The 25,888-nt window shown below is 70.4% G+C and carries 17 protein-coding genes and 3 rRNA genes; all 20 read right to left on the reverse strand.

Annotated features, from left to right (window positions below; all coding sequences use genetic code 11):
• Nucleotides 1-17: 17 nt before the first annotated feature.
• The 20 genes from recN to AC1VM9_RS19195 all read right to left on the reverse strand — a co-directional run bounded on the left by recN (nucleotide 18) and on the right by AC1VM9_RS19195 (nucleotide 25,876).
• Nucleotides 18-1,829 (reverse strand): DNA repair protein RecN, encoded by a 1,812-nt coding sequence (recN, locus tag AC1VM9_RS19100; protein ID WP_483123723.1) that lies wholly within the window; start codon nucleotides 1,827-1,829, stop codon nucleotides 18-20.
• A gap of 10 nt (nucleotides 1,830-1,839) precedes the next feature.
• On the reverse strand, nucleotides 1,840-2,787 hold the full coding sequence (locus tag AC1VM9_RS19105) for an NAD kinase (protein WP_483123724.1): 948 nt from the start codon (nucleotides 2,785-2,787) through the stop codon (nucleotides 1,840-1,842).
• Nucleotides 2,784-3,608, reverse strand: a complete 825-nt coding sequence (locus tag AC1VM9_RS19110) for a TlyA family RNA methyltransferase (RefSeq protein ID WP_483123726.1) — start codon at nucleotides 3,606-3,608, stop codon at nucleotides 2,784-2,786. The genes AC1VM9_RS19105 and AC1VM9_RS19110 overlap by 4 nt, the downstream gene beginning before the upstream one ends.
• Nucleotides 3,605-3,928: a hypothetical protein gene (locus AC1VM9_RS19115; RefSeq protein ID WP_481339823.1), complete on the reverse strand. Its 324-nt coding sequence runs from the start codon at nucleotides 3,926-3,928 to the stop codon at nucleotides 3,605-3,607. Before AC1VM9_RS19115 ends, AC1VM9_RS19110 begins: the two co-directional genes overlap by 4 nt.
• 32 nt (nucleotides 3,929-3,960) lie before the next feature.
• Nucleotides 3,961-5,019, reverse strand: a complete 1,059-nt coding sequence (locus AC1VM9_RS19120; protein ID WP_483123727.1) for an HAD-IIA family hydrolase — start codon at nucleotides 5,017-5,019, stop codon at nucleotides 3,961-3,963.
• A complete protein-coding gene (locus tag AC1VM9_RS19125; RefSeq protein ID WP_483123728.1) occupies nucleotides 5,012-5,725 on the reverse strand; it encodes a tetratricopeptide repeat protein in 714 nt (237 codons plus the stop codon). Before AC1VM9_RS19125 ends, AC1VM9_RS19120 begins: the two co-directional genes overlap by 8 nt.
• A gap of 881 nt (nucleotides 5,726-6,606) precedes the next feature.
• A 5S ribosomal RNA gene (gene rrf / locus AC1VM9_RS19130) occupies nucleotides 6,607-6,723 on the reverse strand.
• 80 nt (nucleotides 6,724-6,803) lie between these two features.
• Nucleotides 6,804-9,944 (reverse strand): 23S ribosomal RNA (locus AC1VM9_RS19135).
• A 378-nt stretch (nucleotides 9,945-10,322) separates the two neighbouring features.
• A 16S ribosomal RNA gene (locus AC1VM9_RS19140) occupies nucleotides 10,323-11,856 on the reverse strand.
• Together the 16S, 23S and 5S rRNA genes form the textbook arrangement of a ribosomal RNA operon.
• Before the next feature lie 626 nt (nucleotides 11,857-12,482).
• The gene (gene tyrS, locus AC1VM9_RS19145) at nucleotides 12,483-13,745 is read right to left on the reverse strand and encodes a tyrosine--tRNA ligase (protein WP_483123729.1); all 1,263 of its coding nucleotides are present in this window, start codon (nucleotides 13,743-13,745) and stop codon (nucleotides 12,483-12,485) included.
• Nucleotides 13,746-13,845: 100 nt separating this feature from the next.
• Nucleotides 13,846-14,532, reverse strand: a complete 687-nt coding sequence (locus AC1VM9_RS19150) for a DNA-3-methyladenine glycosylase (protein ID WP_481346622.1) — start codon at nucleotides 14,530-14,532, stop codon at nucleotides 13,846-13,848.
• Between the two features lie 3 nt (nucleotides 14,533-14,535).
• Nucleotides 14,536-16,005: an argininosuccinate lyase gene (gene argH / locus AC1VM9_RS19155; protein WP_481341066.1), complete on the reverse strand. Its 1,470-nt coding sequence runs from the start codon at nucleotides 16,003-16,005 to the stop codon at nucleotides 14,536-14,538.
• Between the two features lie 49 nt (nucleotides 16,006-16,054).
• A complete protein-coding gene (gene argR, locus AC1VM9_RS19160) occupies nucleotides 16,055-16,540 on the reverse strand; it encodes an arginine repressor (protein WP_481341067.1) in 486 nt (161 codons plus the stop codon).
• Nucleotides 16,537-17,733: an acetylornithine transaminase gene (locus tag AC1VM9_RS19165; protein ID WP_481341068.1), complete on the reverse strand. Its 1,197-nt coding sequence runs from the start codon at nucleotides 17,731-17,733 to the stop codon at nucleotides 16,537-16,539. Before AC1VM9_RS19165 ends, argR begins: the two co-directional genes overlap by 4 nt.
• Complete coding sequence (gene argB / locus AC1VM9_RS19170) at nucleotides 17,730-18,725, reverse strand: acetylglutamate kinase (RefSeq protein ID WP_481346624.1); 996 nt, start codon at nucleotides 18,723-18,725, stop codon at nucleotides 17,730-17,732. Before argB ends, AC1VM9_RS19165 begins: the two co-directional genes overlap by 4 nt.
• On the reverse strand, nucleotides 18,722-19,900 hold the full coding sequence (argJ, locus tag AC1VM9_RS19175) for a bifunctional glutamate N-acetyltransferase/amino-acid acetyltransferase ArgJ (protein ID WP_481346625.1): 1,179 nt from the start codon (nucleotides 19,898-19,900) through the stop codon (nucleotides 18,722-18,724). Before argJ ends, argB begins: the two co-directional genes overlap by 4 nt.
• On the reverse strand, nucleotides 19,897-20,937 hold the full coding sequence (gene argC / locus AC1VM9_RS19180) for an N-acetyl-gamma-glutamyl-phosphate reductase (protein WP_481346626.1): 1,041 nt from the start codon (nucleotides 20,935-20,937) through the stop codon (nucleotides 19,897-19,899). The genes argJ and argC overlap by 4 nt, the downstream gene beginning before the upstream one ends.
• Before the next feature lie 43 nt (nucleotides 20,938-20,980).
• Nucleotides 20,981-23,539, reverse strand: a complete 2,559-nt coding sequence (gene pheT, locus AC1VM9_RS19185; protein ID WP_481346627.1) for a phenylalanine--tRNA ligase subunit beta — start codon at nucleotides 23,537-23,539, stop codon at nucleotides 20,981-20,983.
• A gap of 4 nt (nucleotides 23,540-23,543) precedes the next feature.
• Nucleotides 23,544-24,653 (reverse strand): phenylalanine--tRNA ligase subunit alpha, encoded by a 1,110-nt coding sequence (gene pheS, locus AC1VM9_RS19190; RefSeq protein WP_481341073.1) that lies wholly within the window; start codon nucleotides 24,651-24,653, stop codon nucleotides 23,544-23,546.
• Between the two features lie 95 nt (nucleotides 24,654-24,748).
• Nucleotides 24,749-25,876 carry a sensor histidine kinase gene (locus AC1VM9_RS19195; protein ID WP_481341074.1) on the reverse strand — a complete coding sequence of 376 codons (1,128 nt, stop codon included), beginning with the start codon at nucleotides 25,874-25,876 and terminating at the stop codon, nucleotides 24,749-24,751.
• Between the last annotated feature and the right edge of the window lie 12 nt (nucleotides 25,877-25,888).

Below are 25,888 nucleotides of genomic sequence, written 5' to 3' on the forward strand. Positions count from 1 at the left end.
TGGACGCGTCGCTCCGGTCAGGACGCCCTGGTCCGCTGCCGGCGCGGCTCCCCGGCCGGCTTCCTGCCCCGCTTCGTCCCGCGCGCAGCGCGGGCCGTGGCCGTCTGCTCGAGGAGGTCCTCGGCGTGCGCGAGTCCGGCCTCGGAGTCGGGATCGCCGCCCATCATCCGCGACAGCTCGCGCAGGCGGTCCCCGCCGGCGACGGCGCTGACGCTGCTCGAGGTGACGCGCCCGTCGTCGGCCTTGTGGACCACGAGGTGCCGGTCGGCGAAGGCGGCGACCTGCGCCAGGTGCGTCACGACGATGACCTGTGCCTGTTCGGCGAGGGCCGCGAGGCGCGCCCCGACGTCCAGGGCGGCGCGGCCGCCGACGCCCGCGTCGACCTCGTCGAAGACAAAGGTCGGAGGGCCGGCGTTCGCGGTGTGCGACCCGACCACCTCGAGCGCGAGCATGACCCGCGACAGCTCGCCGCCGCTCGCCGCACGTGCGACGCTGCGCGGCTGGGCACCGGGGTTGGCGGCCAGGAGGATCTCGACGTCGTCGATCCCGGTGCGGGACAGGCGGACCCGCTCACCGTCCGGGAGAAGTGTGCCGTCGGGGTCGGTGCGGTGGCGCACGTCGACGGCCAGCACCGCCTTGCCCATGGCCAGGTGGGCCAGCTCGTCGGACACCCGCTCCGCGAACTCGTCGGCTGCAGCGCGGCGCGCCTCGGACAGGGAGACCGACGCCTCGACGAGGTCGGCCTGCAGGGCCTCGAGCTCGGCGGCCAGACCCGTGACGCGGTCGTCGGCGCGGACGACCTCGTCGAGCCGGGCGGCGGCGCGCTGTCCCCAGGCGAGGACCTCGTCGACCGTCTCGCCGTACTTGCGGGTCAGGGCCCCGAGCGCGGCCCGGCGCTCCTGGACGAAGGTGAGACGCTCGGGGTCGAGCTCGACGTCGTCGAGGTAGGCCGCGAGGTCGGCCGACAGGTCGGTGACGAGGGTACCGACCTCGTGGAGCCGCTCGTCGAGGCCGCGCAGCGACTCGTCGTGCCCGGTGGCCGGTGCGAGGGCCGAGCGGGCGGCCGCGAGCAGCTCACGGACGTTGGGGGCCGACTCGGCGGCGACCTCGTCACCGCTGAGGTCGGCGAGGGCCTGCCCGGCCGCGAGGCGCAGGGTGTCGGCGTGAGCCAGGCGTTCGTCCTCGGCCCTCAGCATCAGGTCCTCGCCGGGTTGCGGGTCGACGGCCTCGATCTCCTCGAGCGACGCGGTCAGCCCGTCGATCTCGCGCGCGCGTTCGCGAGCCTCGGACACGAGGCGCTCGTGCTCCCGGCGCGTCTCGCGCCACCGGTCGTACAGGTCACCGACCCGGTCGCGCAGGTCGCGGAGCGGGGCACCGCCGAAGTCGTCGAGCACCTCGCGGTGCGCATCACCCTGCCTGAGGCGCCACTGGTCGGACTGGCCGTGGACGGCGACGAGCAGCCGGCCGAGCTCGGCGAGGACGCCGACCGGCGCCGTGCGGCCGCCGACGTGGGCGCGGGAGCGACCGCTGGCGGCGATGGTGCGGGCGATGACGAGCTCGCCGTCGTCGTGCTCTGCGCCGGCGTCGTCGGCCCGGACGAGGGCGGGGTGGTCCAGCGGCAGCTGGACGACGCCCTCGACGAAGGCGGATTCGGCACCGGCACGGACGAGCCCGGAGTCGGCCCGCTCGCCGAGGAGGAGCCCCAGCCCGGAGACGACCATCGTCTTGCCGGCACCGGTCTCGCCGGTGAGCACGTTGAGACCCGGACTGAGGTCGAGGACGGCCTCGTCGATGACCCCGACGCCGCGGATCCGCATCTGGCTGAACACGGGACCCACCTTAGGGCCGGGCACCCCCACGCACCGCCGGCTTGTCCCCCGACTGGCCGGAGTCGCCGTTTCCGCGCCAGCCCTCGACCGACAGGTCGAACTTCGCGACGAGCCGGTCGGTGAACGGGGCCCGGCTCAGCCGCGCGAGGCGGATCGGCCGCAGACCCTTGCGGACCTCGATGCGGGCGCCGGGCGGCAGGGCGACGTGGCGTCGCCCGTCGCACCACATGACGCCGGACCCCTCGGTGGCGGCCTTGATCTCGATGGCCAGGTGCGAGTCCGGCCCGAGAACGAGCGGCCTGGCGAAGAGGGCGTGGGCGGCGCTCGGCACGAGCAGCATCGCCTCGACCTGAGGCCAGATGACCGGGCCACCGGCCGAGAACGCGTACGCCGTCGAGCCGGTCGGGGTCGAGACGATGACGCCGTCGCAGCCCCAGCTCGACAGCGGCCGCCCGTCGACCTCGATCGTCGTCTCGAGCATCCGCTCCCGGGCCGCCTTCTCGACGCTGACCTCGTTGAGGGCCCAGCTGCTCGCGATGAGCTCGCCGTGCAGCCTCACGTCGACGTGGAGCGTCAGGCGCTCCTCGACGGCGTAGTCCTTGTTGGCGATGTGCTCGACGGTGGCGTCGAGGTCGTCCTTCTCGGCCTCGGCGAGGAAGCCGACGTGGCCGAGGTTGACGCCGAGGAGGGGCACGTCGACGCGCCGGGCGAACTCGGCGCCCCGCAGGATCGTGCCGTCGCCGCCGAGGACGACGACAAGGTCGCAGCCCTCGGCGGCCCGTTCCTGCTTGGAGGCGACGTGGACGCGGGTGCTGTCCTCGAGGTCGAGGACCTGGGCCTCGTCGGCCTGGAGGGAGACGTCGATGCCGACGCGGGTGAGTCGCTCCACGACGCCCTTGGCGACCGTCAGGGCCTCGGGACGCCGCGGGTGGGCCACGAGCAGGATCCGACGCGTCACGGCGCTCCCTCCGGGTCGACGGCTGCTACGGCCACCAGCATGTCATCGACAACCGTCGGGTCTGCGGCGGGGGCACCCGGCTCCGGGCGCCTCGGCGCGAGCCAGAGGAGGAACTCGCGGTTGCCGTTGCCCCCTTTGATCGGGCTGGGCGCGGCACCGTGCACGTGCAGGCCCAACCGGGTGGCGACGGCGGCCACCTCGCGCAGCACACGGCGGTGCTCGTGCACGGACGTCACGACGCCCTTGCGCCCCAGCCTCTCGCGACCGACCTCGAACTGGGGCTTGACGAGGACGACGAGGTCGCCGGCATCGGTGACGAGCGGGCGCACGGCCGGCAGGGCGACGGCGAGCGAGATGAACGACAGGTCGGAGACGACGAGGTCGAAGCGGCCGCCGAGGGTCTCGGCGTCGACGTCGCGGACGTTCGTGCCCGGTAGGTCGCGCACCCGGGGGTCGCGGGCCAGCGTGGGCACCAGCTGACCGTGGCCGACGTCGAGTGCGGTCACGTGCGCGGCACCCCGCTCCAGCAGCACCTGGGTGAACCCACCGGTGCTCGCCCCGACGTCGAGGCAGCGCCGGCCCTGCACGGCCACGGGCCACGTGTCGAGGGCGTGCAGCAGCTTGAGTGCAGCGCGACCCACCCACCGGTCCGGCTCCCGCGCCAGCGCGATCGCGGTGTCGTCGTCGACGGTGGTGGATGCCCTGGCCGCCGGCCGCCCGTCGACGAGGACGTCACCGGCGTCGACGAGCTCGCGAGCCTGGCCCCGGGAGCGGGCGAGCCCCCGGCGGACCAGCTCGGCGTCGAGCCGGCGTCCGCTCACGCCTCGCCGAGGCCGCCCAGCCGGCCCTGCAGCAGACGGTGCGCGCGCTCCCCCGCCTCGATGCGCTCCTCGAACGAGCCGGACTGTGCCACAGCGAGATCGGTCATGGCGTCGTCGATGGACGGGTCCCCCGTGGCCGGCGCCTCCGGCTCTGCCCGCTCGTCGAAGGAGGGCTCGAACGGCACCTCCGCGTCGCCCTCGACGTCGCCCTGCTCGTCGGTGTAGGTGTCCGTCTCGTCGGTGCCGTCGGTCGTCTCGGTCGTCTCGGTCGTCTCGTCGACCTCGTCGGCGTCCGTCTGCCTGGGGTCCTGCCCGAACATGTCCGTCCTCCGTCGTGGTGGTGCCGCTCGGGTCAGGCTAGCGGGTGCCCGGCCGCGAGGCCGTCGAGCCGGGCAGCGGCCTCGGCCAGCCCCGAGACGGGGTCACCGGCATCCCGGCGCTCGACGAGGGCCGCGAGTCCCGCGCGGAGCAGGTCGGTGTCACGGGAGCACCCCTTCGACGCCTCCGACCCGAGGACCTCGAGGGCGCCGTCGCTCATGCGGACGCGGCAGCCGCCGCAGACCCAGACGCCCTCGTGACGGGTCGGCGGGTCGAGCGGGTCGAGAAGGTCGGCCACATGGCGGACGACGACGGTCGGGCGCAGGTCGGTGGCGAGCAGGTGGCTGGGACGACCGACTCCGGTGAGCACCCACGCGGAGTCGGTCCCGGCCGCGCGTGCGCCCGCGATGTCGGTGTCGAGCCGGTCGCCCACGGCCAGGACGCGGGAGGGGTCTGCCCCGAGCCGGGCGGTCGCCAGGCGGTAGAGCGGGGCGTGCGGCTTGCCGACGACCTCGGGGCGCCGGCCCACGGCGGAGGCCAGCAGGTCGACGTACGCCCCGTTGCCCGGGGCGTCTCCCCACGGCATCGGCAGGGTCGCGTCGTCGTTGGTCGCAACCCACAGCACGTCGGCCCCGAGCAGGCGTGCCGCATCCTCGAGGTCGAGCACGGTCAGGTTGCGGCCGAGCCCCTGCAGCACCGCGACACACGGCTCCTCCGGGTCGAGGTGGTTCGCCCGGCCGGGCGGGATCGGACGCAACCCGGCGCGCGTCAGCGCCTCGGTCACACCGGGTCCGCCCAGGGCGAGCACCGGCGAGCCGGGTGCGAGGGTGGACGCCAGTCGCTCGGCCCCGGCCTGCGCACTCGTGACGACGTCGTCCGCACCTCCGGGGGCGCCCAGGCTCCCGAGCTGGGCGGCCACCTCGGCCGGCACCCGGGAGGCGTTGTTCGTCGCGTAGACGACGCGGACGCCCCGGGCGATGATGTCCTGCAGTGCCTTCGGGGCGCCGTCGATGGCGTCGTCGCCGCGGTAGACCACGCCGTCGAGGTCGCAGACGACCCCGTCGTAGGCGTCGACGAAGCCCCGGTCAGCCACGCCCGCGCGACGCGTCGTCGCTGTCGTCGCTGTCGTCGCTGTCGTCGAGGTCGTCAGCCTCGTCGATGTCACTGCTGTCGTCGACGTCCTCGACGTCGTCGACCTCCTCGTCTTCACCCTCGAGCAGGTCGGTGAGGTCGATGCCGTCGAGCTCCTCGAGGCGTTCGGCGGCGTCGGTGACGAGATCATGGTCGGCGTCGGCCGCCCGGGCGAACCACTCGCGCGCAGCCTCGGTGTCGCCCGGGGCCAGGAGGGCGTCGGCGTAGGCGTAGTACAGGCGTGCGGCAAGCGGTCGGTTCGGGTTGACCCGCTTGACGAGGTCGGACAGGCCGGCGGCGGCAGCGTCGAGCTGGCCGAGGTCGCGCCGGATGCCGGACACGACGATGGCGAGCTCGACCCGGTCGTCGACGGCCAGGTTCTGCGCCTCGGGCGTCTGTGCCAGCTCGAGGGCCTTGGCGAGGCGGCCGAGGCCGCGCTCGCAGTCGACCATGAGCGGCAGCAGGTGGCTCGAGCCCGAGAGCCGACGAACGGTCCGGAACTCACCGAGCGCCCGGGCCCAGTCGCCCATGCGGTAGGCGACGAGACCGAGGGCCTCGCGCGCGGCGGGGACCCGCCCGGCGCGACGCACTGCGGTCTCCGCGTGGGCGAGGGCCGCCTCGACGTCGACGTCGAGCAGCTCGGCGACCATCACGAGGTGCTGCGCCACGCCTTCGGCATTCTCCTTGGACAGCGTGCGCAGCTGGTTCTTGACGCCGCGGTCCAGCTCGTAGCCGGTGACACCCTCACGGATCGCCGGCTCGGGCTTGCGGGGCGACGTGGGCGTCAGGCGCGACCCGCCGCGCTGCGCCGGCGCGCCGTCACGCTCGTCACGGCGCGGACTCCCGCCGGACCGCTCACGGTCGCGGGAGGGACGACCGCTCTCGCGGCGCCGGTCAGAACCGTAGGAGGGTCGGTCACCGCCGTCGCGGCGCCGGTCACCACCGAAGGAGGGACGGTCGCCACGGTAGGAGGGTCGGTCACCGCCGTCGCGACGCCGGTCACCACCGTACGAGGGACGGTCGCCACCGTAGGAGGGACGGTCCCCGCCGTCGCGGCGCCGGTCACCACCGTACGAGGGACGGTCCCCGCCGTCGCGGCGCCGGTCACCACCGTACGAGGGACGGTCACCGCCCTCCCGGCGTCGGTCCGAACCGTAGGAGGGACGGTCACCGCCCTCCCGGCGCCGGTCAGAACCGTAGGAGGGACGGTCACCGCCGTCGCGACGCCGGCCACCACCGTAGGAAGGACGGTCACCGCCCTCGCGACGCCGGTCACCACCGTACGTACGATCATTCTCGCGGCGGTCGTCCCGTCGGGGACCGCTGGACCGACCGCCCCGATCATTCTCGGAGCGTCGAGGGCCGCGGCGGTCGTCCCGTCGCTCGTCGGAGCGACGGTCGTGAGAGCGTCGCCGGTCGTCGTCGCCGTACTGGTCGCTCATATCGTCATCCTTCCGCGCCGGCCGTGCCGACGCCACTTCCTGGGCACAAAAAGGGAGCGCCCCAGACGGATCAATGAAGTTCCGTCCGGGGCGCTCTACCAAAGTGTGTCCGGCTGCGTCCTACTCTCCCACACCGTCACCAGTGCAGTACCATCGGCGCTGAAGGGCTTAGCTTCCGGGTTCGGAATGGGGCCGGGCGTTTCCCCTTCGCTATGACAGCCGAAACTCTATGGAGATCTCAAACACGCGGGGTGTGGAGTGTTTGTGTCTCGGGAACTGCACAGTGGACGCGGAACATCTTCGTAGGGTCAAGTTGTCGGCTTATTAGTACCGGTCAGCTCCACACATTGCTGTGCTTCCACATCCGGCCTATCGACCCAGTCGTCTAGCTGGGAGCCTCTCGCCCTCGCGGGCCTGGAAACCTCATCTTGAAACGTGCTTCCCGCTTAGATGCTTTCAGCGGTTATCACTTCCGAACGTAGCTAATCAGCGGTGCTCCTGGCGGAACAACTGACACACCAGAGGTTCGTCCATCCCGGTCCTCTCGTACTAGGGACAGCCTTTCTCAAGTTTCCTACGCGCACAGCGGATAGGGACCGAACTGTCTCACGACGTTCTAAACCCAGCTCGCGTACCGCTTTAATGGGCGAACAGCCCAACCCTTGGGACCTACTCCAGCCCCAGGATGCGACGAGCCGACATCGAGGTGCCAAACCATGCCGTCGATATGGACTCTTGGGCAAGATCAGCCTGTTATCCCCGGGGTACCTTTTATCCGTTGAGCGACGGCGCTTCCACAAGCCACCGCCGGATCACTAGTCCCGACTTTCGTCCCTGCTCGACATGCCTGTCTCACAGTCAAGCTCCCTTGTGCACTTACACTCGACACCTGATTGCCAACCAGGCTGAGGGAACCTTTGGGCGCCTCCGTTACCTTTTAGGAGGCAACCGCCCCAGTTAAACTACCCACCAGGCACTGTCCCTGATCCGGATCACGGACCGAGGTTAGATATCCAGAACGACCAGAGTGGTATTTCAACGTTGACTCCACCGGCACTGACGTGCCCGCTTCACAGTCTCCCACCTATCCTACACAAGCCGTACCGAACACCAATACCAAGCTGTAGTAAAGGTCCCGGGGTCTTTCCGTCCTGCTGCGCGTAACGAGCATCTTTACTCGTAGTGCAATTTCGCCGAGTTCGTGGTTGAGACAGTGGAGAAGTCGTTACGCCATTCGTGCAGGTCGGAACTTACCCGACAAGGAATTTCGCTACCTTAGGATGGTTATAGTTACCACCGCCGTTTACTGGCGCTTAAGTTCTCAGCGTCGCACTCGCGTGCTAACCGGTCCCCTTAACGTTCCAGCACCGGGCAGGCGTCAGTCCGTATACATCGTCTTGCGACTTGGCACGGACCTGTGTTTTTAGTAAACAGTCGCTTCTCCCTGGTCTCTGCGGCCGATCACGCTCGGGAAGCAAGTTCCGTCACGATCAGGGCCCCCCTTCTCCCGAAGTTACGGGGGTATTTTGCCGAATTCCTTAACCACGATTCACTCGATCGCCTTGGTATTCTCTACCTAACCACCTGAGTCGGTTTGGGGTACGGGCGGCTCGAACCTCGCTAGAAGTTTTTCTCGGCAGCATAGGATCACCCTCTTCCCGCATTCGCGGTCACTATCAGGTCTCAGGCTCACAACTCAATGCGGCGGTCCGGATTTGCCTGGACCGCGCCCTACACCCTTGGACGTGGACAACCATCGCCACGCGGAGGCTACCTTCCTGCGTCACTCCATCGCTTGACTACTACCCGCTCGGGCCGTGCGCTCCACACACCCGATGAGACCGAAGTCTCGGTGGGCGTGCTTCAGGCACTTAGCATCACGGGGGTCATCAGGGGCGGTTCTTCGCCGGTTCCGGAATATCAACCGGATGTCCATCGACTACGCCTGTCGGCCTCGCCTTAGGTCCCGACTTACCCAGGGCAGATTAGCTTGACCCTGGAACCCTTGGTTATTCGGCGGACGGGTTTCTCGCCCGTCATTCGCTACTCATGCCTGCATTCTCACTCGTGTAGCCTCCACGGCTGGATCACTCCGCCGCTTCCCTGGCAACACGACGCTCCCCTACCCATCAACACGCCTGGACACCGGTCCCGCAGGAGCCGGTGCCGAGCAGTATGTCAATGCCACAGCTTCGGTGGTGTGCTTGAGCCCCGCTACATTGTCGGCGCGGAATCACTTGACCAGTGAGCTATTACGCACTCTTTGAAGGGTGGCTGCTTCTAAGCCAACCTCCTGGTTGTCACAGCAACTCCACATCCTTTCCCACTTAGCACACGCTTAGGGACCTTAGCTGGTGATCTGGGCTGTTTCCCTCTCGACTACGGAGCTTATCCCCCGCAGTCTCACTGCCACGCTCTCACTTACCGGCATTCGGAGTTTGGCTAACGTCAGTAACCTGGTGAGGCCCATCGGCTATCCAGTAGCTCTACCTCCGGCAAGAAACACGTGACGCTGCACCTAAATGCATTTCGGGGAGAACCAGCTATCACGGAGTTTGATTGGCCTTTCACCCCTACCCACAGCTCATCCCCTCAGTTTTCAACCTAAGTGGGTTCGGTCCTCCACGCAGTCTTACCTGCGCTTCAACCTGGCCATGGGTAGATCACTCCGCTTCGGGTCTAGACCCAGCGACTAAAACGCCCTCTTCGGACTCGCTTTCGCTACGGCTTCCCCACACGGGTTAACCTCGCCACTGAGCACTAACTCGCAGGCTCATTCTTCAAAAGGCACGCTGTCACCCCACACGCCCAACGGCGGGAGGCTCCAACGGATTGTAGGCACACGGTTTCAGGATCTATTTCACTCCCCTCCCGGGGTACTTTTCACCTTTCCCTCACGGTACTTGTCCGCTATCGGTCACCAGGGAATATTTAGGCTTAGCAGGTGGTCCTGCCAGATTCACACGGGATTTCTCGGGCCCCGTGCTACTTGGGATCCCTCACTGGAGTCCACACCATTTCGTCTACGGGGGTCGCACCCTCTGTGCCGAGCCATTCAATGCTCTTCGACTATGACGCAGATTTCTCACTCCATGCCAGAGTGTCAGCTCCGGCCGCAAGGTCCCACGACCCCGGACATGCAACGCCTGACAGCTATCACACACGCCCGGTTTAGCCTCATCCGCTTTCGCTCGCCACTACTCACGGAATCACTGTTGTTTTCTCTTCCTGTGGGTACTGAGATGTTTCACTTCCCCACGTTCCCTCCACACACCCTATATATTCAGGTGCGGGTGACTGGACTTGCCTCCAGCCGGGTTTCCCCATTCGGAAATCCTCGGATCACAGCCTGGTTATCGGCTACCCGAGGCTTATCGCAGATTCCTACGTCCTTCTTCGGTTCCTGGTGCCAAGGCATCCACCGTGTGCCCTTAAAAACTTGAGCCACAAAGATGCTCGCGTCCACTGTGTAGTTCTCAAAACACAACCGGCACCCACCACCACCCCGACAAACGCCAGGAGATCGGGCGGGCCCACACCCAGAAGAAACAGCGCACCCACCACCAGCACACGCGACCGCGCGCCGGCGTTGGGGTCTGATCCCTCAGGACCCAACAACGTGCCAGACACCCACCCGAACCCGCGCCGCGTTCCACTCCCTCAGATCCTCGCGGACCGTCACCGGGTTGTACTAGCGAGCCACCGGCTCGACCAGGTGCCAAGTAATCGATGTTCCACCCATGAGCACCCCCACCAGGCGTTCGCTGGCGGCGGGCCACTGCGCCACCAGACCCACGGGCCCGGCAGCGAAGCTGCTCCTTAGAAAGGAGGTGATCCAGCCGCACCTTCCGGTACGGCTACCTTGTTACGACTTAGTCCCAATCGCCAGTCCCACCTTCGACGGCTCCCCCCACCACCACAAGGGCTTAGGTTGGGCCACCGGCTTCGGGTGTTACCGACTTTCGTGACTTGACGGGCGGTGTGTACAAGGCCCGGGAACGTATTCACCGCAGCGTTGCTGATCTGCGATTACTAGCGACTCCGACTTCATGGGGTCGAGTTGCAGACCCCAATCCGAACTGAGACCGGTTTTTTGGGATTCGCTCCACCTCACGGCTTCGCCACCCTTTGTACCGGCCATTGTAGCATGCGTGAAGCCCAAGACATAAGGGGCATGATGATTTGACGTCATCCCCACCTTCCTCCGAGTTGACCCCGGCAGTCTCCTATGAGTCCCCACCATCACGTGCTGGCAACATAGAACGAGGGTTGCGCTCGTTGCGGGACTTAACCCAACATCTCACGACACGAGCTGACGACAACCATGCACCACCTGTACACCAGTCCGAAGACGCACCCATCTCTGAGTGATTCCGGTGTATGTCAAGCCTTGGTAAGGTTCTTCGCGTTGCATCGAATTAATCCGCATGCTCCGCCGCTTGTGCGGGCCCCCGTCAATTCCTTTGAGTTTTAGCCTTGCGGCCGTACTCCCCAGGCGGGGCGCTTAATGCGTTAGCTGCGGCACGGAACCCGTGGAATGGGTCCCACACCTAGCGCCCAACGTTTACGGCATGGACTACCAGGGTATCTAATCCTGTTCGCTCCCCATGCTTTCGCTTCTCAGCGTCAGTAGTGGCCCAGAGACCTGCCTTCGCCATCGGTGTTCCTCCTGATATCTGCGCATTCCACCGCTACACCAGGAATTCCAGTCTCCCCTACCACACTCTAGCCTGCCCGTACCCACTGCAAGTCCGGGGTTGAGCCCCGGATTTTCACAGCAGACGCGACAAACCGCCTACAAGCTCTTTACGCCCAATAATTCCGGACAACGCTCGCACCCTACGTATTACCGCGGCTGCTGGCACGTAGTTAGCCGGTGCTTCTTCTGCAGGTACCGTCACTTCCGCTTCTTCCCTGCTGAAAGAGGTTTACAACCCGAAGGCCGTCATCCCTCACGCGGCGTCGCTGCATCAGGCTTCCGCCCATTGTGCAATATTCCCCACTGCTGCCTCCCGTAGGAGTCTGGGCCGTGTCTCAGTCCCAGTGTGGCCGGTCGCCCTCTCAGGCCGGCTACCCGTCGTCGCCTTGGTGAGCCACTACCTCACCAACAAGCTGATAGGCCGCGAGCCCATCCCAGACCGAAAAACTTTCCACACGGTAGAGATGCCTCTCCGTGTCATATCCGGTATTAGCTCCGGTTTCCCGGGGTTATCCCAGAGTCTGGGGCAGGTTACTCACGTGTTACTCACCCGTTCGCCACTGATCAGGCCAAGCAAGCTTGACCGTCACCGTTCGACTTGCATGTGTTAAGCACGCCGCCAGCGTTCGTCCTGAGCCAGGATCAAACTCTCCGTTGATGTTCAAACAAACCCACGAAGGGCCAAACTGATCCAGGCTGAGCCGAACAACCAGCACAAAATACTGATCGTCGTTGTCAACCAAAGAAATTTTCATCATCCAAGGAACCAGCAACCAGACGCCACACAGGACACCCAGTCAAACGCCAGCCCCTCGAGACGAGGTAAATAGGCATCGATTTTTGACACGCTGTTGAGTTCTCAAGAATCAGACACACACCATCAACCACACCCACACACGCAGGCCCGGCCTCCGGGGCAACCCTTCAAACTTACCCGCTCCGGCGGACCCGGTCAACTCGGGCACTGCTCCGTGGAGACGTGCACCCGGGCCTCACCAGGTCTCGGCGGGACCCTGTGAACGAGCCACCACCACGTGGTGTTCCGTCCACCGGGAGCCAGCCCCGGGACCGTCCAGCTTCGCGGTCGAAGTGCTCGATCGCGGTGGCGTCCGTTCCTCCCTGTCGGGCTGACGAAGAGAACAGTAGCCCGCCCCGTGGGCGGAACACAAATTCGTGCGCCCGGAAGGCGCCAGAAGGCCGGATCTGTCTGCCGCCCAAGAAGATCCGGGCCTCTGCGCACCTCTACGGGCCTGGTGCCGCCCCCCGGTGGGGCCCGGACGCAGGTCAGCCCGTGCGTCGGGCGGCGGCCAGGTTGCGGCGCCCGCGCTTGAGGACCGCCACGTCCCCGTGGAGGAAGTCGTCCTCTCCCAGCACGAGCTCGGGGTCGGACACCTTGGCGTTGTCGAGGGAGGCGCCCCCCTCGGCGATCGCGCGGCGGGCGGCGTTGCGGGACTCGACGAGCCCGACGGCGACCAGCGCGTCGACCAACGACTCGCCGACCCGTACGTCCGCCGACGGCAGCTCGGAGGTCGCGTCCTTCAGCGTCGACGCGTCGAGCGCAGCGAGGTCGCCCTTGCCGAAGAGCGCCTCGGACGCCGCCTGCACCGCCTCGGTGGCCGCAGCCCCGTGCACGAGGGTCGTGACGTCGGCGGCGAGCACCCGCTGCGCCGCCCGGCGGAAGGGCTCCTCGGCGACCTGCCGTTCGAGCTCGGCGATCTCGTCACGCGTGCGGTCGCTCAGGGCCTTGAGCATCGCCACCACGGAGGCGTCCTCGACGTTGAGGAAGTACTGGTAGAACGCGTAGGCGCTGGTCATGTCGGCGCTGAGCCAGACCGCGTTGCCCTCGGACTTGCCGAACTTGCGCCCGGTCGAGTCGACGAGCAGCGGCGTCGCCAGGGCATGGACCGAGGCGCCCTCGACCCGGTGGACGAGGTCCACGCCGGCCGTGATGTTGCCCCACTGGTCGCTGCCGCCGATCTGCAGGGTGCACCCGCGGCTGCGGTACAGCTCGAGGTAGTCCAAGGCCTGCAGCATCTGGTAGCTGAACTCGGTGTACGAGATGCCCTGGTCGCTCTCGAGGCGGCGGGCCACGGCCTCCTTGCGGATCATCTGGTTGACCCGGAAGTGCCGTCCGACGTCGCGCAGGAAGTCCAGCGCGCTCAACGGCGCGGTCCAGTCGAGGTTGTTGACCAGCTGCGCCGGGTTGTCGCCGTCGAAGTCGAGCAGCGGTCCGACGAGCTGCTGGATGCGCGCCACCGACGCCGCGATGGTGTCCTTGTCCTGCAGGACCCGCTCGGAGTCGGGCTTGGGGTCGCCGATGAGCCCGGTGGAGCCCCCGACCAGGCAGATGACGCGATGACCGGCCGCCTGCATCCGCCGGAGCACCGACAGCTGGACGAAGTTGCCGAAGTGCAGCGAGGGCGCGCTCGGGTCGAAGCCGCAATACACCGTGATCGGCCCGTCGGCGAGGCTCTGACGCAGCGCCGCCTCGTCGGTGGACTGTGCCACCAGGCCGCGCCACTGCAGCTCGTCGAAGATGTCGGTCACGGGTATCGGTTCCTCTCGGTCGCGTGCGGGCCCGGTGCCCACGCGCACAGCCTGCCCTACGCCCACGGCCGGGGGCGAGCGGGTTGCCGCCCGTCCCACATCACGGCCGACGGCGCCGCACCACGCCGGGGCGGTACGCCGAGACCGTCGGCTCGTCGGCGAGCCAGAAGCGCCAGGGGAACACCTCGCCGTCGCCACCCGGGCCGCTGACGCCGACACGTGGGCCGGTGCGGATGCGCCCGGCATCGGTGGGCGAGACCGGTGCGCGCACGACGAGGTCGACCGGGTCGCCGATGGGGGGACGGCAGAAGTCGCGTCCGGTCTCGGCCGCGCCGAGAGCGAGAACCTGGCCGAGGCGTCCCGGTCCGCGCGCCCAGTCCCGCTCCCGCTGGCCGACGCGTCGGGCCGCGGCGACCTCGTGACCGGCGAGGACCTGCCCCGCCCGGAGCAGCACCGCCGACGCGGTCCCGTGGTCACCGGCGACGAGGTTGGCGCACCAGTGGTGGCCGTAGGTGAAGTAGACGTAGAGGAAGCCCGCCGGACCGAACATGACCTCGGTGCGCGGTGTCGGACCCCGGAAGGCGTGGGAGCCGGGGTCGACCTGCCCGGCGTACGCCTCGACCTCGGTCAGGCGCAGCGTCACGCCGGCGTGCGTGACCGTGCAGCCGAGCAGGGCGGGGGCCACCTCGAGCACCGGCCGCTCGAAGAAGGAGCGCGGCAGGCGCTCCCCCGCCCACGCGTCGCAGGAGGGCTCGGCAGGGGGCGTCGGCGTCGGGTCGGCACTCACCCGTCAGACGCTAGCCGCCGTCCACCCGCGGGCGGCGGTGAGGCGGTCGCGGGCCGCGGCGAGCTGCTCCGCCACCCGGACGGGCGCGGTGCCGCCCACGGCGTCGCGCGAGGCGAGCGACCCCTCCACCGACAGCACGGAACGCACGCCCGGCGTGAGGTGCTCGCTGATCGCGGCGAAGTCCTCGTCGGTGAGGTCCCACAGCTCGATGTCGCGCTCCTCGCACACGCGGACGCAGGTCCCGGCCACCTCGTGCGCGACGCGGAAGGGCACGCCCTCCCGGACGAGCCACTCGGCGATGTCGGTGGCGAGCGCAAAGCCCTGCGGCGCGAGCGACGCGAGACGGTCCGTGTTGAACGTGAGGGTGGCCACCATGCCCGAGAACGCGGGCAGGAGGACCTCGAGGGTGTCGACGGCGTCGAAGACGGGCTCCTTGTCCTCCTGCAGGTCGCGGTTGTACGCGAGCGGCAGCGCCTTGAGTGTCGTCAGCAGGCCGGCGAGGTCGCCCACGAGCCGGCCCGCCTTGCCGCGGGCCAGCTCGGCGACGTCGGGGTTCTTCTTCTGCGGCATGATGCTCGACCCGGTCGAGTAGGAGTCGTGCAGCGTCACGAAGGAGAACTCCTTCGTGGCCCAGATGACGACCTCCTCGGCGATCCGCGACACGTCGACGGCGGTCATCGCCGCGACGAAGGCGAACTCGGCCACGACGTCGCGCGAGGCGGTGCCGTCGATGGAGTTCTCGACCGCGCGGCCGAAGCCGAGGTCCCGGGCGACGGCCTCGGGGTCGAGGCCGAGGGAGGAGCCGGCCAGGGCCCCCGACCCGTAGGGCGAGGCGTCGGCCCGGGCGTCCCAGTCCCGCAGCCGGTCCACGTCGCGCAGCAGCGCCCAGGCGTGGGCGAGCAGGTGGTGGCTCAGTAGCACCGGCTGGGCGTGCTGCAGGTGGGTGCGCCCGGGCATCGGCACGCCGTGGTGCCGGTCGGCCTGGGCCACGAGCGCCTCGACGACGTCGAGGACCAGCCCTCCGACGACGCGCGCGCGCTCGCGCAGGTACATCCGGAACAGCGTCGCGACCTGGTCGTTGCGCGAGCGCCCGGCACGCAGCCGACCGCCGAGGTCCGTGCCGACGCGCTCGATCAGGCCTCGTTCGAGGGCCGTGTGCACGTCCTCGTCGTCGACGGCGGGCACGAAGGCACCGGAGAGGACGTCGGCCTCGAGGCGGTCGAGGCCCTCGAGCATGCCGGCCAGGTGCTCGTCGGAGAGCAGCCCCGCTGCAGAGAGCACCCGCGCGTGCGCCCGGGAGCCGGCGATGTCGTGCGGCGCGAGGCGCCAGTCGAAGTGGGTGCTCTTCGACAGGGCGGCGAGGGCCTGGTCGGGCCCCCCGCTGAACCGGCCGCCCCAGAGGCTGACGCGGCCCTCGGCGCCCTCGCCGGCCTCGGCCTGCTGCGGCGTGCTGGGGGTGGCGTCGGTCGGCATCGGGTCCTCCTGGGAGTCGGTGGTGCGGGTACGGGGCGGCGCGACGCGGTCAGTCGCGGGTGCCGGCCAGGGCGAGCAGCCGGTCGGCGACCGCGAGGGCGCGCCGTGGGCCGTCGGTGACGATCATGATCGTGTCGTCGCCGGCGATGGTGCCGACGACGTCGGGGTCGCGCGTCTGGTCGATGGCCGAGGCGAGGTAGTTGGCCGCGCCCGGCGGGGTGCGCACGACGACGAGCTGGCCGGCGGCCGTCGCCGACACGAGCAGCTCCTCGCACGTGCGGCGCAGACGGGCTGAGGCGGAGTCGCCCAGCGACCCGACGGCGGCCACCTCGCCGCCCTCGCCGGGCACGGCGTAGACGAGGGCTCGGTCGCGGCGCACCTTCACCGCGCCGACCTCGACGAGGTCGCGCGACAGGGTCGCCTGCGTCACGTCGATGCCGTCGGCGACGAGCAGGTCGGCGAGCTCACCCTGGCTGTGCACCGGGTGCTGACCGAGCAGCTCGATGATGCGGCGCTGGCGCTGGGTGCGGCTCACGGCGCCGCCTCGCGCGCGGCGGCGAGGACGGCGGGCAGGTCGTCGAGGAAGCCCTGCAGCTCGGTCTCGGTGATGACGAGCGGCGGCGCCAGGCGCAGGGCCGTGGGGGTCACCGCGTTGACGATGTACCCGGCCTCCCGTGCCGCGGCCATCACCGCCGCGGACGGGACGCCGTCGAGCTCGACGGCCCGGAGGAGGCCGCGACCGCGAGTCCCGCGCACGCCGGGGACGTCCACGGTGTCGAGGAGGGCACCGACCCGCCGGACGTTGCCCAGCAGGTCGTCACGCTCGATGGTGTCGAGCACGGCGAGCCCGGCCGCGCACGCGAGCGGGTTGCCGCCGAACGTCGTGCCGTGCTGGCCGGCCGACAACAGCGTCGTCACGTCGGTGCCGAAGGTGACGAGCGCGCCGATGGGCACGCCACCCCCCAGGCCCTTGGCGAGCGTCATGGCGTCGGGGAGGATGCCGGAGCGCTGGTGGGCGAACCAGTCGCCGGTGCGGCCGATGCCGCTCTGGATCTCGTCGAGGACGAGGAGCGCGCCGTGCGCCGTCGTCAGCTCGCGGGCCAGGCGCAGGTAGTCGTCGCCCAGCTCGCGGACGCCGGCCTCGCCCTGGACCGGCTCGAGGACCACGGCGGCCGTGCGGGCGTCGACGACGGCGCGCAGGGCCTCCGCGTCGCCCGGCGGCACGAAGACGACCTCGGGGATGAGCGGCTCGAACGGGGCCCGGTAGGCCTCCTTGTGCGTCAGCGCGAGCGCCCCGGTGGAGCGCCCGTGGAAGGCGCCCTCCAGCGCGACGATGCGCGTGCGCCCGGTCCGCCGGGACAGCTTCACCGCGGCCTCGGTGGCCTCGGTGCCGGAGTTGGCGAAGAAGACGCCGGAGCCCTCGGGCGCGCGGGAGAGCGCGAGGAGCCGCTCGGCGAGGAGGATCGCCGGCTCGGACGTGAAGAAGTTCGAGACGTGGATCGCCTGCTCGGCCTGTTTGGCGACGGCCTGGACGAGAGCCGGGTGCCCGTGCCCGAGTGCGTTGACGGCGATGCCGGACAGCAGGTCGAGGTAGCGGTTGCCGTCGACGTCGGTGACCCAGCAGCCGTGACCCGAGGCGAGGACGAGCTGGGGCGTGCCGAACACCTGGACGAGCGCGCCGGCGTACCGGTCCAGCAGCTGCCGCCCCGTCTGGCCGCCGGTGCTCATGCCCCGCTCCCCTCGGTGTCGGCGGACGAGCGGATGTCGGGCAGGACCATCGTCCCGATCCCCTCGTCGGTGAAGATCTCGAGCAGGATCGAGTGCGGTGCACGGCCGTCGACGACGTGCGTCTGGGGCACGCCGCCCTCCACGGCGCGGATGCACGCCTCGAGCTTGGGGACCATCCCGGCATCGACGCGCGTCAGCAGCTCCCGCGCAGCGGTGAGGTCGATCGTCGACAGGAGCGAGCTGCGGTCGGGCCAGCTGGCGTAGATGCCCTCGACGTCGGTCAGGACGACGAGCTTCTCCGCCTGCAGGGCCACCGCGATCGCGGCCGCGGCCGAGTCGGCGTTGACGTTGAGCACCTGGCCCTCGACGTCGAGGTCGGGTGCGACGGTCGACACGACGGGCACGCGGCCGGCGTCGAGGATGTCGAGGAGCGCAGAGGGGTTGACGCTCTCGACGTCGCCGACGAGCCCGAGGTCGACCTCCTCGCCGTCGACGAGGGTGCTGCGGCGGCGTGCCCCGAGCAGCCCGGCGTCCTCGCCGGACAGGCCCACGGCGATGGGGCCGTGCTGGTTGAGCAGCCCGACGAGCTCGCGTCCGACCTGGCCGGTCAGGACCATGCGGACGACGTCCATGACCTCGGGCGTCGTGACCCGCAGGCCGCCGCGGAACTCGCTCTCGAGGCCCACCCGGTCGAGCATCGCCTTGATCTGGGGCCCGCCGCCGTGCACGACGACCGGGCGCAGGCCGGCGTAGCGCAGGAAGGCGACGTCCTCGGCGAAGGCCTTCTTCAGCGTGTCGTCGACCATGGCGTTGCCGCCGTACTTGACGACGACCAGGGCGCCGCGGAACCGCTCCAGCCAGGGCAGCGCCTCGACGAGGGTGGTGGCCTTGCCCGCGGCGACGCGCAGCGAGGCGGCGTCGATGAGTCCGCGCAGGTTGTGCTGGGCCGGGTTGGCGGGGCTTGCGGGGCTGGCGGCGCTGGTACGGGTCATGTGCTGTAGGCCGAGTTCTCGTGGACGTAGTCGTGCGTGAGGTCGTTGGTCCACACCGTCGCGGTGTCGGTGCCGGCGTGCAGGTCGACGAGCACGTGCACCTCGCGGGGCGTGAGGTCGACGAGGGACCGGTCCTGCCCGACGCCACCGGCGCGGCAGACCTGGACGCCGTTCATGGCGACGTCGAGCGCGGCCGGGTCGAAGGCAGCACCGGTGGTGCCGACGGCGGCGAGGACGCGTCCCCAGTTCGGGTCGTTGCCGAACACCGCGCACTTGAAGAGGTTGTTGCGGGCGACCGCACGGGCCACCTCGAGGGCGTCCTCGACCGAGGCGGCCCCCTGGACCTCGATCGCGATGTCGTGGCTCGCGCCCTCGGCGTCGCCGATGAGCTGGCGGGCGAGGTCGGAGCACACCGCGGTCAGGGCGCCCGTCAGGGCGGCGGTGTCGACGCGGACGCCGGAGGCGCCGGAGGACAGGACGACGACGGTGTCGTTGGTGGACATGCACGCGTCGGAGTCGATGCGGTCGAACGAGACGCTCGTGGCCGCGCGCAGGGCGGTGTCGAGGTCGGCCGGGTCGACGACCGCATCGGTCGTGACGACCACGAGCATCGTGGCGAGCGCGGGCGCGAGCATGCCGGCCCCCTTGGCCATCCCCGAGACGCTCCAGCCCTCCCCCCGGTGCGCGGCGACCTTGTGGACCGTGTCGGTCGTCATGATCGCGACGGCGGCGGCCTCGTGCCCGTCCGGGCTCAGAGCGGCCGCCGCGGCGTCGACCCCGGGCAGGAGCTTGTCCATCGGGAGCAGCTCGCCGATCAGACCGGTGGAGCAGACGACGACGTCGCCGGCCGACACGCCGACCGCTGCGGCCACGTGCTCGGCGGTGCGGTGGGTGTCGAGGAAGCCCTGGGCACCGGTGCACGCGTTGGCGCCGCCGGAGTTGAGGACGACGGCGTCGACACGTCGGTCGGCCACCACCTGACGCGACCACGTGACCGGCGCCGCCTCGACGCGGTTGCTCGTGAAGACCGCGGCGGCGTGGTGGTCGGGTCCGTCGTTGACGACGAGGGCGACGTCGGGGCGGCCGCTCGCCTTGAGCCCCGCGGTGACGCCGGCGGCGCGGAACCCCTGCGGGAGCCGCACGGGCGCCGGGTTGGGCGAGGCGGTGGCCGTCACGGGGCCACCCCCGCGACGGGCAGCCCGAGCGTCTCGTCGAGACCGAGGGCGAGGTTGGCGCACTGGACGGCGGCACCGGCCGTGCCCTTGGTGAGGTTGTCGACCGCGGAGACGACGACGACGCGGCGCAGCCGCTCGTCGACGGTCACCTGGAGCAGGACGTTGTTGCTGCCGACGACGCTGCCGGTCGAGGGCCAGGTGCCCTCCGGCAGCAGGTGCACGAACGGCTCGGACGCGTAGGCCTTGTCCCAGGCCTCGCGGACCGATGCGGGATCGGTGCCGGGCACGAGCCGCGCCGTGCAGGTGGCGAGGATGCCGCGCGGCATGGGGGCGAGCGTCGGGGTGAACGAGACGGTCACGGGGGTCCCGCCGGCGCGGCCGAGGTTCTGCTCGATCTCGGGAGTGTGCCGGTGCAGCCCGCCGACGCCGTAGGGCGACATGGCGCCCATGACCTCGCTGCCGAGCAGGTGCGGTTTGAGCGACTTGCCTGCACCCGAGGTGCCCGAGGCGGCCACGACGACGACGTCGTGCGGCTCGAGGATCCCCGCGGCGAAGCCCGGCGCCAGCGCGAGCGAGATGCCCGTCGGGTAGCAGCCCGGTACGGCGATGCGCGTCGCGCCGGCCAGTGCGGCGCGTTGCGTGCCGACGGCGAGCGGCAGCTCGGGCAGGCCGTAGGGCCAGGACCCGGCATGCGGGGTGTCGTAGAACGTGGTCCAGGCCTCGCCCGACTCGAGCCGGTAATCGGCACCGCAGTCGATGACGACGACGTCCTCGGGCAGGGCCGCGGCGATGGCCGCGGAGTGACCGTGCGGCAGGGCGAGGAAGACGACGTCGTGCCCGCCGAGCGTCTCCGGCGTCGTCGGCTCGAGAACCCGGTCCGCGAGGGGGGTCAGGTGCGGGTGAACGCCCCCGAGCCGTTCACCCGCACTGCTGGCCGCCGTGACGGCCCCGACCTCGATCTGCGGGTGCGCGAGCAGGAGCCGGAGGATCTCGCCTCCGGCGTAGCCGCTCGCACCCGCCACTGCTGCCCTGATCACGATGCATGACTATACACCGAGATGCATACTTCTGCATCCAGTGTCAGCGCTGGACGGCTCCCGTCGCCGCCGACGCCGCGGCGACCGCCGCGTCGCGGAAGGCGTTGACCTCCTCCGTCGTCAGCGTCCGGTCGGCGGCCCGGAAGGTGAGCCGGTACGCGAGGGACCGGTGACCGGGCTCGACGTGCTCGCCCTCGTAGACGTCGAACAGCGCGATCGACTCGAGCGCGTCGCCCGCGCCCGAGCGCAGCGCCTGCTCGACGTCGGCGGCCGCCACGTCGGCGGCCACGAGCAGCGCGACGTCGGTCAGCGCCGGCGGGAAGGTCGAGAACGCGGCCGCCTGGACCGGCTCCTCGCTCGCAGCCGTCAGGACGTCGACGTCGATCTCGGCCGCCACCGTTCGCGCCGGCAGGTCGAGGGCCGCCAGCACCTTCGGGTGCAGCTCACCCGCATGACCGACGAGCGTGCCGTCGGTCAGGGTGATCCGGGCGCACCGCCCGGGGTGCCATGGCGCGTGGTCGGCGTCGTTGGCGACGTGGACGGGCACCGCGAGCGCGGACGCGACCGCCTGGACGGCCGCGACCATGTCGCTCCAGTCGGCGGCGCGGCCCGGGCCCCACCACCCGGCGGGCTCGGCCTGCCCGGTGGCGACGACGGCGGCCCGACGCGGCTGCGGCGGCACGGCGGCATAGAGGTCCTCGAGCGTCGCGTCGTCCGGACGCGCCCCGACCGCCGGCACCGGTGCCTTCGCGAGGGGGCCACCCGGCCGGAAGACGAGGCCGACCTCGTAGAGGGCGACGTCCTTGTGGCCGCGGGCGACGTTGCGGCGCAGCACGTCGACGAGGCTGCCGAGGACGGTGGTGCGCAGCAGCGGCCGCTCCTCCGACAGCGGGTTGGCCACCCGCACGGCCTGGCGGCGGTCGTCGTCGGCCGGCAGGGCGAGCTGGTCGGACAGCTCCTCGGCGACGAACGGGTAGCTGAGCACCTCGGTGTACCCGGCTCCGGCGAGCGCGTCGGCGACGAGCCGGCGGGTGCGCTGGGCGTGGGTCAGGCCTCGACCCCGGGAGGGTGTCGGCGTCAGGGACGGGATGTTGTCGTACCCGTCGATCCGCGCGACCTCCTCGGCGTAGTCGGGCGCGTCGACGAGGTCGGGACGCCACGACGGCGGCGTGACGAGCACGTGGACCTCGTCGGCGCCCTCGCCCTGATCGTCGACGACGCAGCCGAGGTCGCGCAGGATCTGCACGACCCGCTCGCGCGGGTACTCGATGCCGACGATGCGTCCCGGCTCGGTGACGTCGAGCAGGTAGGGCTCGCGGTCCGTGGTCGCGTCGAGGTCGGTGACCCCGGCGTCGAGGGTGCCGCCACCGAACCGGACGAGGAGGTCGACGGCCAGCTGCGCCGCCGCCGCCGTGACCTTGGGGTCGACGCCGCGCTCGAACCGCTTGGACGCCTCGGTGACGAGGCGGTGCCGACGCGAGGACCGCGCCACGGTGGTCGGGTCGAAGTGCGCGGCCTCGACGAGGACGTCGGTCGTCGTGGCGTCGACCTCCGAGGAGGCCCCGCCCATGACGCCGGCGATGGCGAGCGGGCGCTCGCCCGAGTCGGTGATGAGCAGGTCCTCGGGCGACAGGGTGCGCTCGACGTCATCGAGGGTGCTCAGCGACTCCCCCGCCCGGGCCCGGCGCACGACGATCGGGCCGTGCAGCTTGGCCAGGTCGTAGGCGTGCAGCGGCTGCCCCACCGCGAGCATGACGTAGTTGGTGACGTCGACCGCGAGCGAGATGGGCCGCATGCCGACCTGGGTCAGGCGCCTCTGCATCCAGGGCGGCGACGGGCGGGTCGGGTCGATGCCGCGGACGACCCGAGCCACGAAGCGGTCGCAGCCGACGACGCCCTCCAGCGGCTCGTCGTCCTCGACGCGGACCGGGTGGCCCGCCTCGTTCGCCGCGGGCACCGGCACCGCGGCGGGGTCGCGGAAGCCCCCGGCCGGGCTGCCCTGGCTGTGCCAGAACTCCCGGGCCAGACCCCGCACCGAGAAGCAGTAGCCCCGGTCCGGCGTCACGTTCGTCTCGACGGTCTCCTCGGCCAGGCCGAGCAGGGCGATGGCGTCGTCGCCCGGTCGCACCTCAGCGGCTCGCTCGGCGCCGAGCAGCCGCTCGAGCACGATGATGCCGCTGTGGTCGTGGCCGATACCGAGCTCGTCCTCCGCGCAGATCATGCCGTTGGACACGTGGCCGTACGTCTTGCGCGCGCTGATGTGGAAGCCGCCGGGCAGCGTGGCCCCGGGAAGCACGACGACGACGAGGTCCCCGACCGCGAAGTTCTCGGCGCCGCAGACGATCTCCTGGTGCTTGCCCTCGGAGACCATCTGCCCGTTCTGGCCGACGTCGACGGTGCACCAACGGATCGTCTTGCCGTTCTTCTGCGGCTCGTCGACGAAGTCGAGGACGCGGCCGACGACGAGCGGGCCGGTGATGTCGCCGCCGTGGAGGTCCTCCTCCTCGAGCCCGACGCTGACGAGACCGGCCGCGACGTCGGCGCCGGTGGCGCCCGCGGGCAGGTCGGTGTACTCGGCGAGCCAGGTCAGTGGCATGCGCATCGGGTCAGGCCCCCATTCCGAACTGCTGCGAGAAGCGGACGTCGCCCTCGACCATCTCGTGCATGCCCTGCACCCCGTGACGCAGCATCAGCGCGCGCTCGATGCCGAGCCCGAAGGCGAATCCCGAGTAGACGTCGGGGTCGATGCCGCACGTGCGCAGCACCTTGCGGTTGACCATGCCCGACCCGCCGAGCTCGATCCAGCCGGAGCCACCGCACGTGCGGCACTGCTGCGGGGTGCCCCAGGTCTCGGCCCCGTGGCAGGCGAAGCAGAGGAAGTCGGTCTCCATGCTCGGCTCGGTGAAGGGGAAGTAGTTGGCGCGCACCCGGGTGCGGGTGTCCTCGCCGAACATGATCCGCACGAACGCGTCGAGGGCGCCGCGCAGGTGGGCCATCGTCAGGCCCTTGTCGATGGCGAGGCACTCGATCTGGTGGAAGACCGGGGTGTGCGTCGCGTCGAGGTCGTCCGTGCGGAACACCTTGCCGGGCGCGACGACGTAGATCGGCGGTTCCTGCTCGAGCATCGTGCGGATCTGCACCGGCGAGGTCTGGGTGCGCAGCACGAGGCCCGAGTCGACGGGGTCGAGGAAGAAGGTGTCCTGCATCTGCCGTGCCGGGTGGTCCGGCCCGAGGTTGAGCGCGTCGAAGTTGAGCCACTCGCTCTCGAGCTCGGGCCCCTCGGCGACCTCCCAACCCATCCCGACGAAGGCGTCGACGAGGCGCTGGGCCGTCAGCTCGATGGGGTGGCGCGCGCCCACCGGACGCCGCACCGCCGGCACGGTGACGTCGACGCGCTCCTCGACGAGGATGCGCTCGTCACGCTCGGCCTCGAGCTGGACCTGCCGCGCGGCGACAGCCTGGGCGATGCGGCCGCGGGCCTGCCCGACCCGCTTGCCGGCCTCGGCCTTGGCGCTCGGTGGCAGCGCCCCGATCTCGCGGTTGGCCAGCGCCAGGGCGCTCTTCTCCCCCTGGTGGGCGGTGCGCACGGCCTTGAGGTCGTCGAGCGAGCCGGCCGCGGCGATCGCGGCGAGGGCCTCCTCGACCGCGGCGTCGACCTGCACCGGGTCGAGGGCGGAGACCTCGACCGGGTCGTAGTTCGTGTTGGGTCCGGACATCGGCGTGCGTGCTGCTCTCGCTCGGGGGGTCGCTTCTGGGCTGCCAGTCTAGGGGCGGCGTCGAACGGGTTTCCGCGCCGTCCCGCGGGGCCGCGTCAGGGCCCGACGACCGCCGGCAGACCCGCAGGCAGGCGCACGACGAACCGGGCCCCGCCGGCCTCGTTGTCGGCGACGTGCACCGTCCCGCCGTGGGCCTCGACGAGCCCACGCACGACGTAGAGCCCGAGGCCGGTGCTCGCGTTCGAGGGGCCGTGCCAGAACCGCCCGAACACCTTGTCACGGTCGGCCGGCGCGATGCCGTCACCCTCGTCGTCGACGTGGACGACGAGCGACTCGACCGTCTCGTCGCGGGGTGCCCCGTCCCTCTCGAGGGTCACGGTGACCTGCCCGGCGCCGTGCCGCAGGGCGTTCTCGATGAGGTTGAAGAAGATCTGCTCGAGGCGGTCGACATCGGCCCACAGCTCCGGCAGCCCGCGCTCGCTGGCAGTCGGGCCGAGGCGCAGGGCCACGGCACCGGGTGCCCGGCCGACCTCGTAGCGTGCGACGTGGCCGCGCAGCAGGGCCTGCAGGTCGACGGGGCCGAGCCGCAGGTTGAGGCTGTCCGAGTCGAGCCGCGAGATGTCGAGCAGCTCGGTGATGAGCCGGGTCAGGCGCGTCGCGTCGGACTCGATCGTCTCGATCATGAGGCGCTTCTGCTCGTCGGTGAACCGGTCCCACCGCCGCAGGAGGCTGCTCGTGAAGCCCGTGACCGACGTCAGCGGCGCCCGCAGCTCGTGGGCGACGGTCGACAGGACCGTCGCCTGCTCTCGCTCGGCGCGCTGGCGGGCCTCGGCGTCGCGCAGACCGAGCATGATCCGCTCGATCGTGCCGCCGCCGTCCCGGACGTAGCGGGCCGTCACGAGGACGTCATGGCCTGCCGGGGCCACGAGGAGCTTCTCGCGGTGACCCGTGCGTGACCCCAGCCCGCCCCACGGGTCGGTGTGCTCCCACCAGGGCCGGCCGTACTTGTCGGTGAACGGCAGACCCTCGTCGAGCGTCCGACCGGTCAGCTCGTCGGGCGTGCACTCGAGGATGCGCGCCGCCTCCGCGTTGACGAAGCGGATGCGACGGTCGGGCCCGACGACGACGAGACCGTCCGGCAGCAGCTCGCCCATCAGGGCGACGGGGGCCAGGGCGTCGGCGGACCGGGGCAGCTGGTCGCCGGAACCGTCGACGCTGGTCATGGAGCGAGGATA

It is taken from the genome of Monashia sp. HAY1-11D, assembly GCF_056868035.1.

Excerpts from the sequence above, each read along its gene's own strand:
- pheT (WP_481346627.1), bottom strand. The coding sequence starts at position 23,539 with ATGCGCATGCCACTGACCTGGCTCGCCGAGTACACCGACCTGCCCGCG.
- AC1VM9_RS19115 (WP_481339823.1), bottom strand. The coding sequence starts at position 3,928 with ATGTTCGGGCAGGACCCCAGGCAGACGGACGCCGACGAGGTCGACGAG.
- argH (WP_481341066.1), bottom strand. The coding sequence starts at position 16,005 with ATGCCGACCGACGCCACCCCCAGCACGCCGCAGCAGGCCGAGGCCGGC.
- pheS (WP_481341073.1), bottom strand. The coding sequence starts at position 24,653 with ATGTCCGGACCCAACACGAACTACGACCCGGTCGAGGTCTCCGCCCTC.
- AC1VM9_RS19165 (WP_481341068.1), bottom strand. The coding sequence starts at position 17,733 with ATGAGCACCGGCGGCCAGACGGGGCGGCAGCTGCTGGACCGGTACGCC.
- argB (WP_481346624.1), bottom strand. The coding sequence starts at position 18,725 with ATGACCCGTACCAGCGCCGCCAGCCCCGCAAGCCCCGCCAACCCGGCC.
- AC1VM9_RS19195 (WP_481341074.1), bottom strand. The coding sequence starts at position 25,876 with ATGACCAGCGTCGACGGTTCCGGCGACCAGCTGCCCCGGTCCGCCGAC.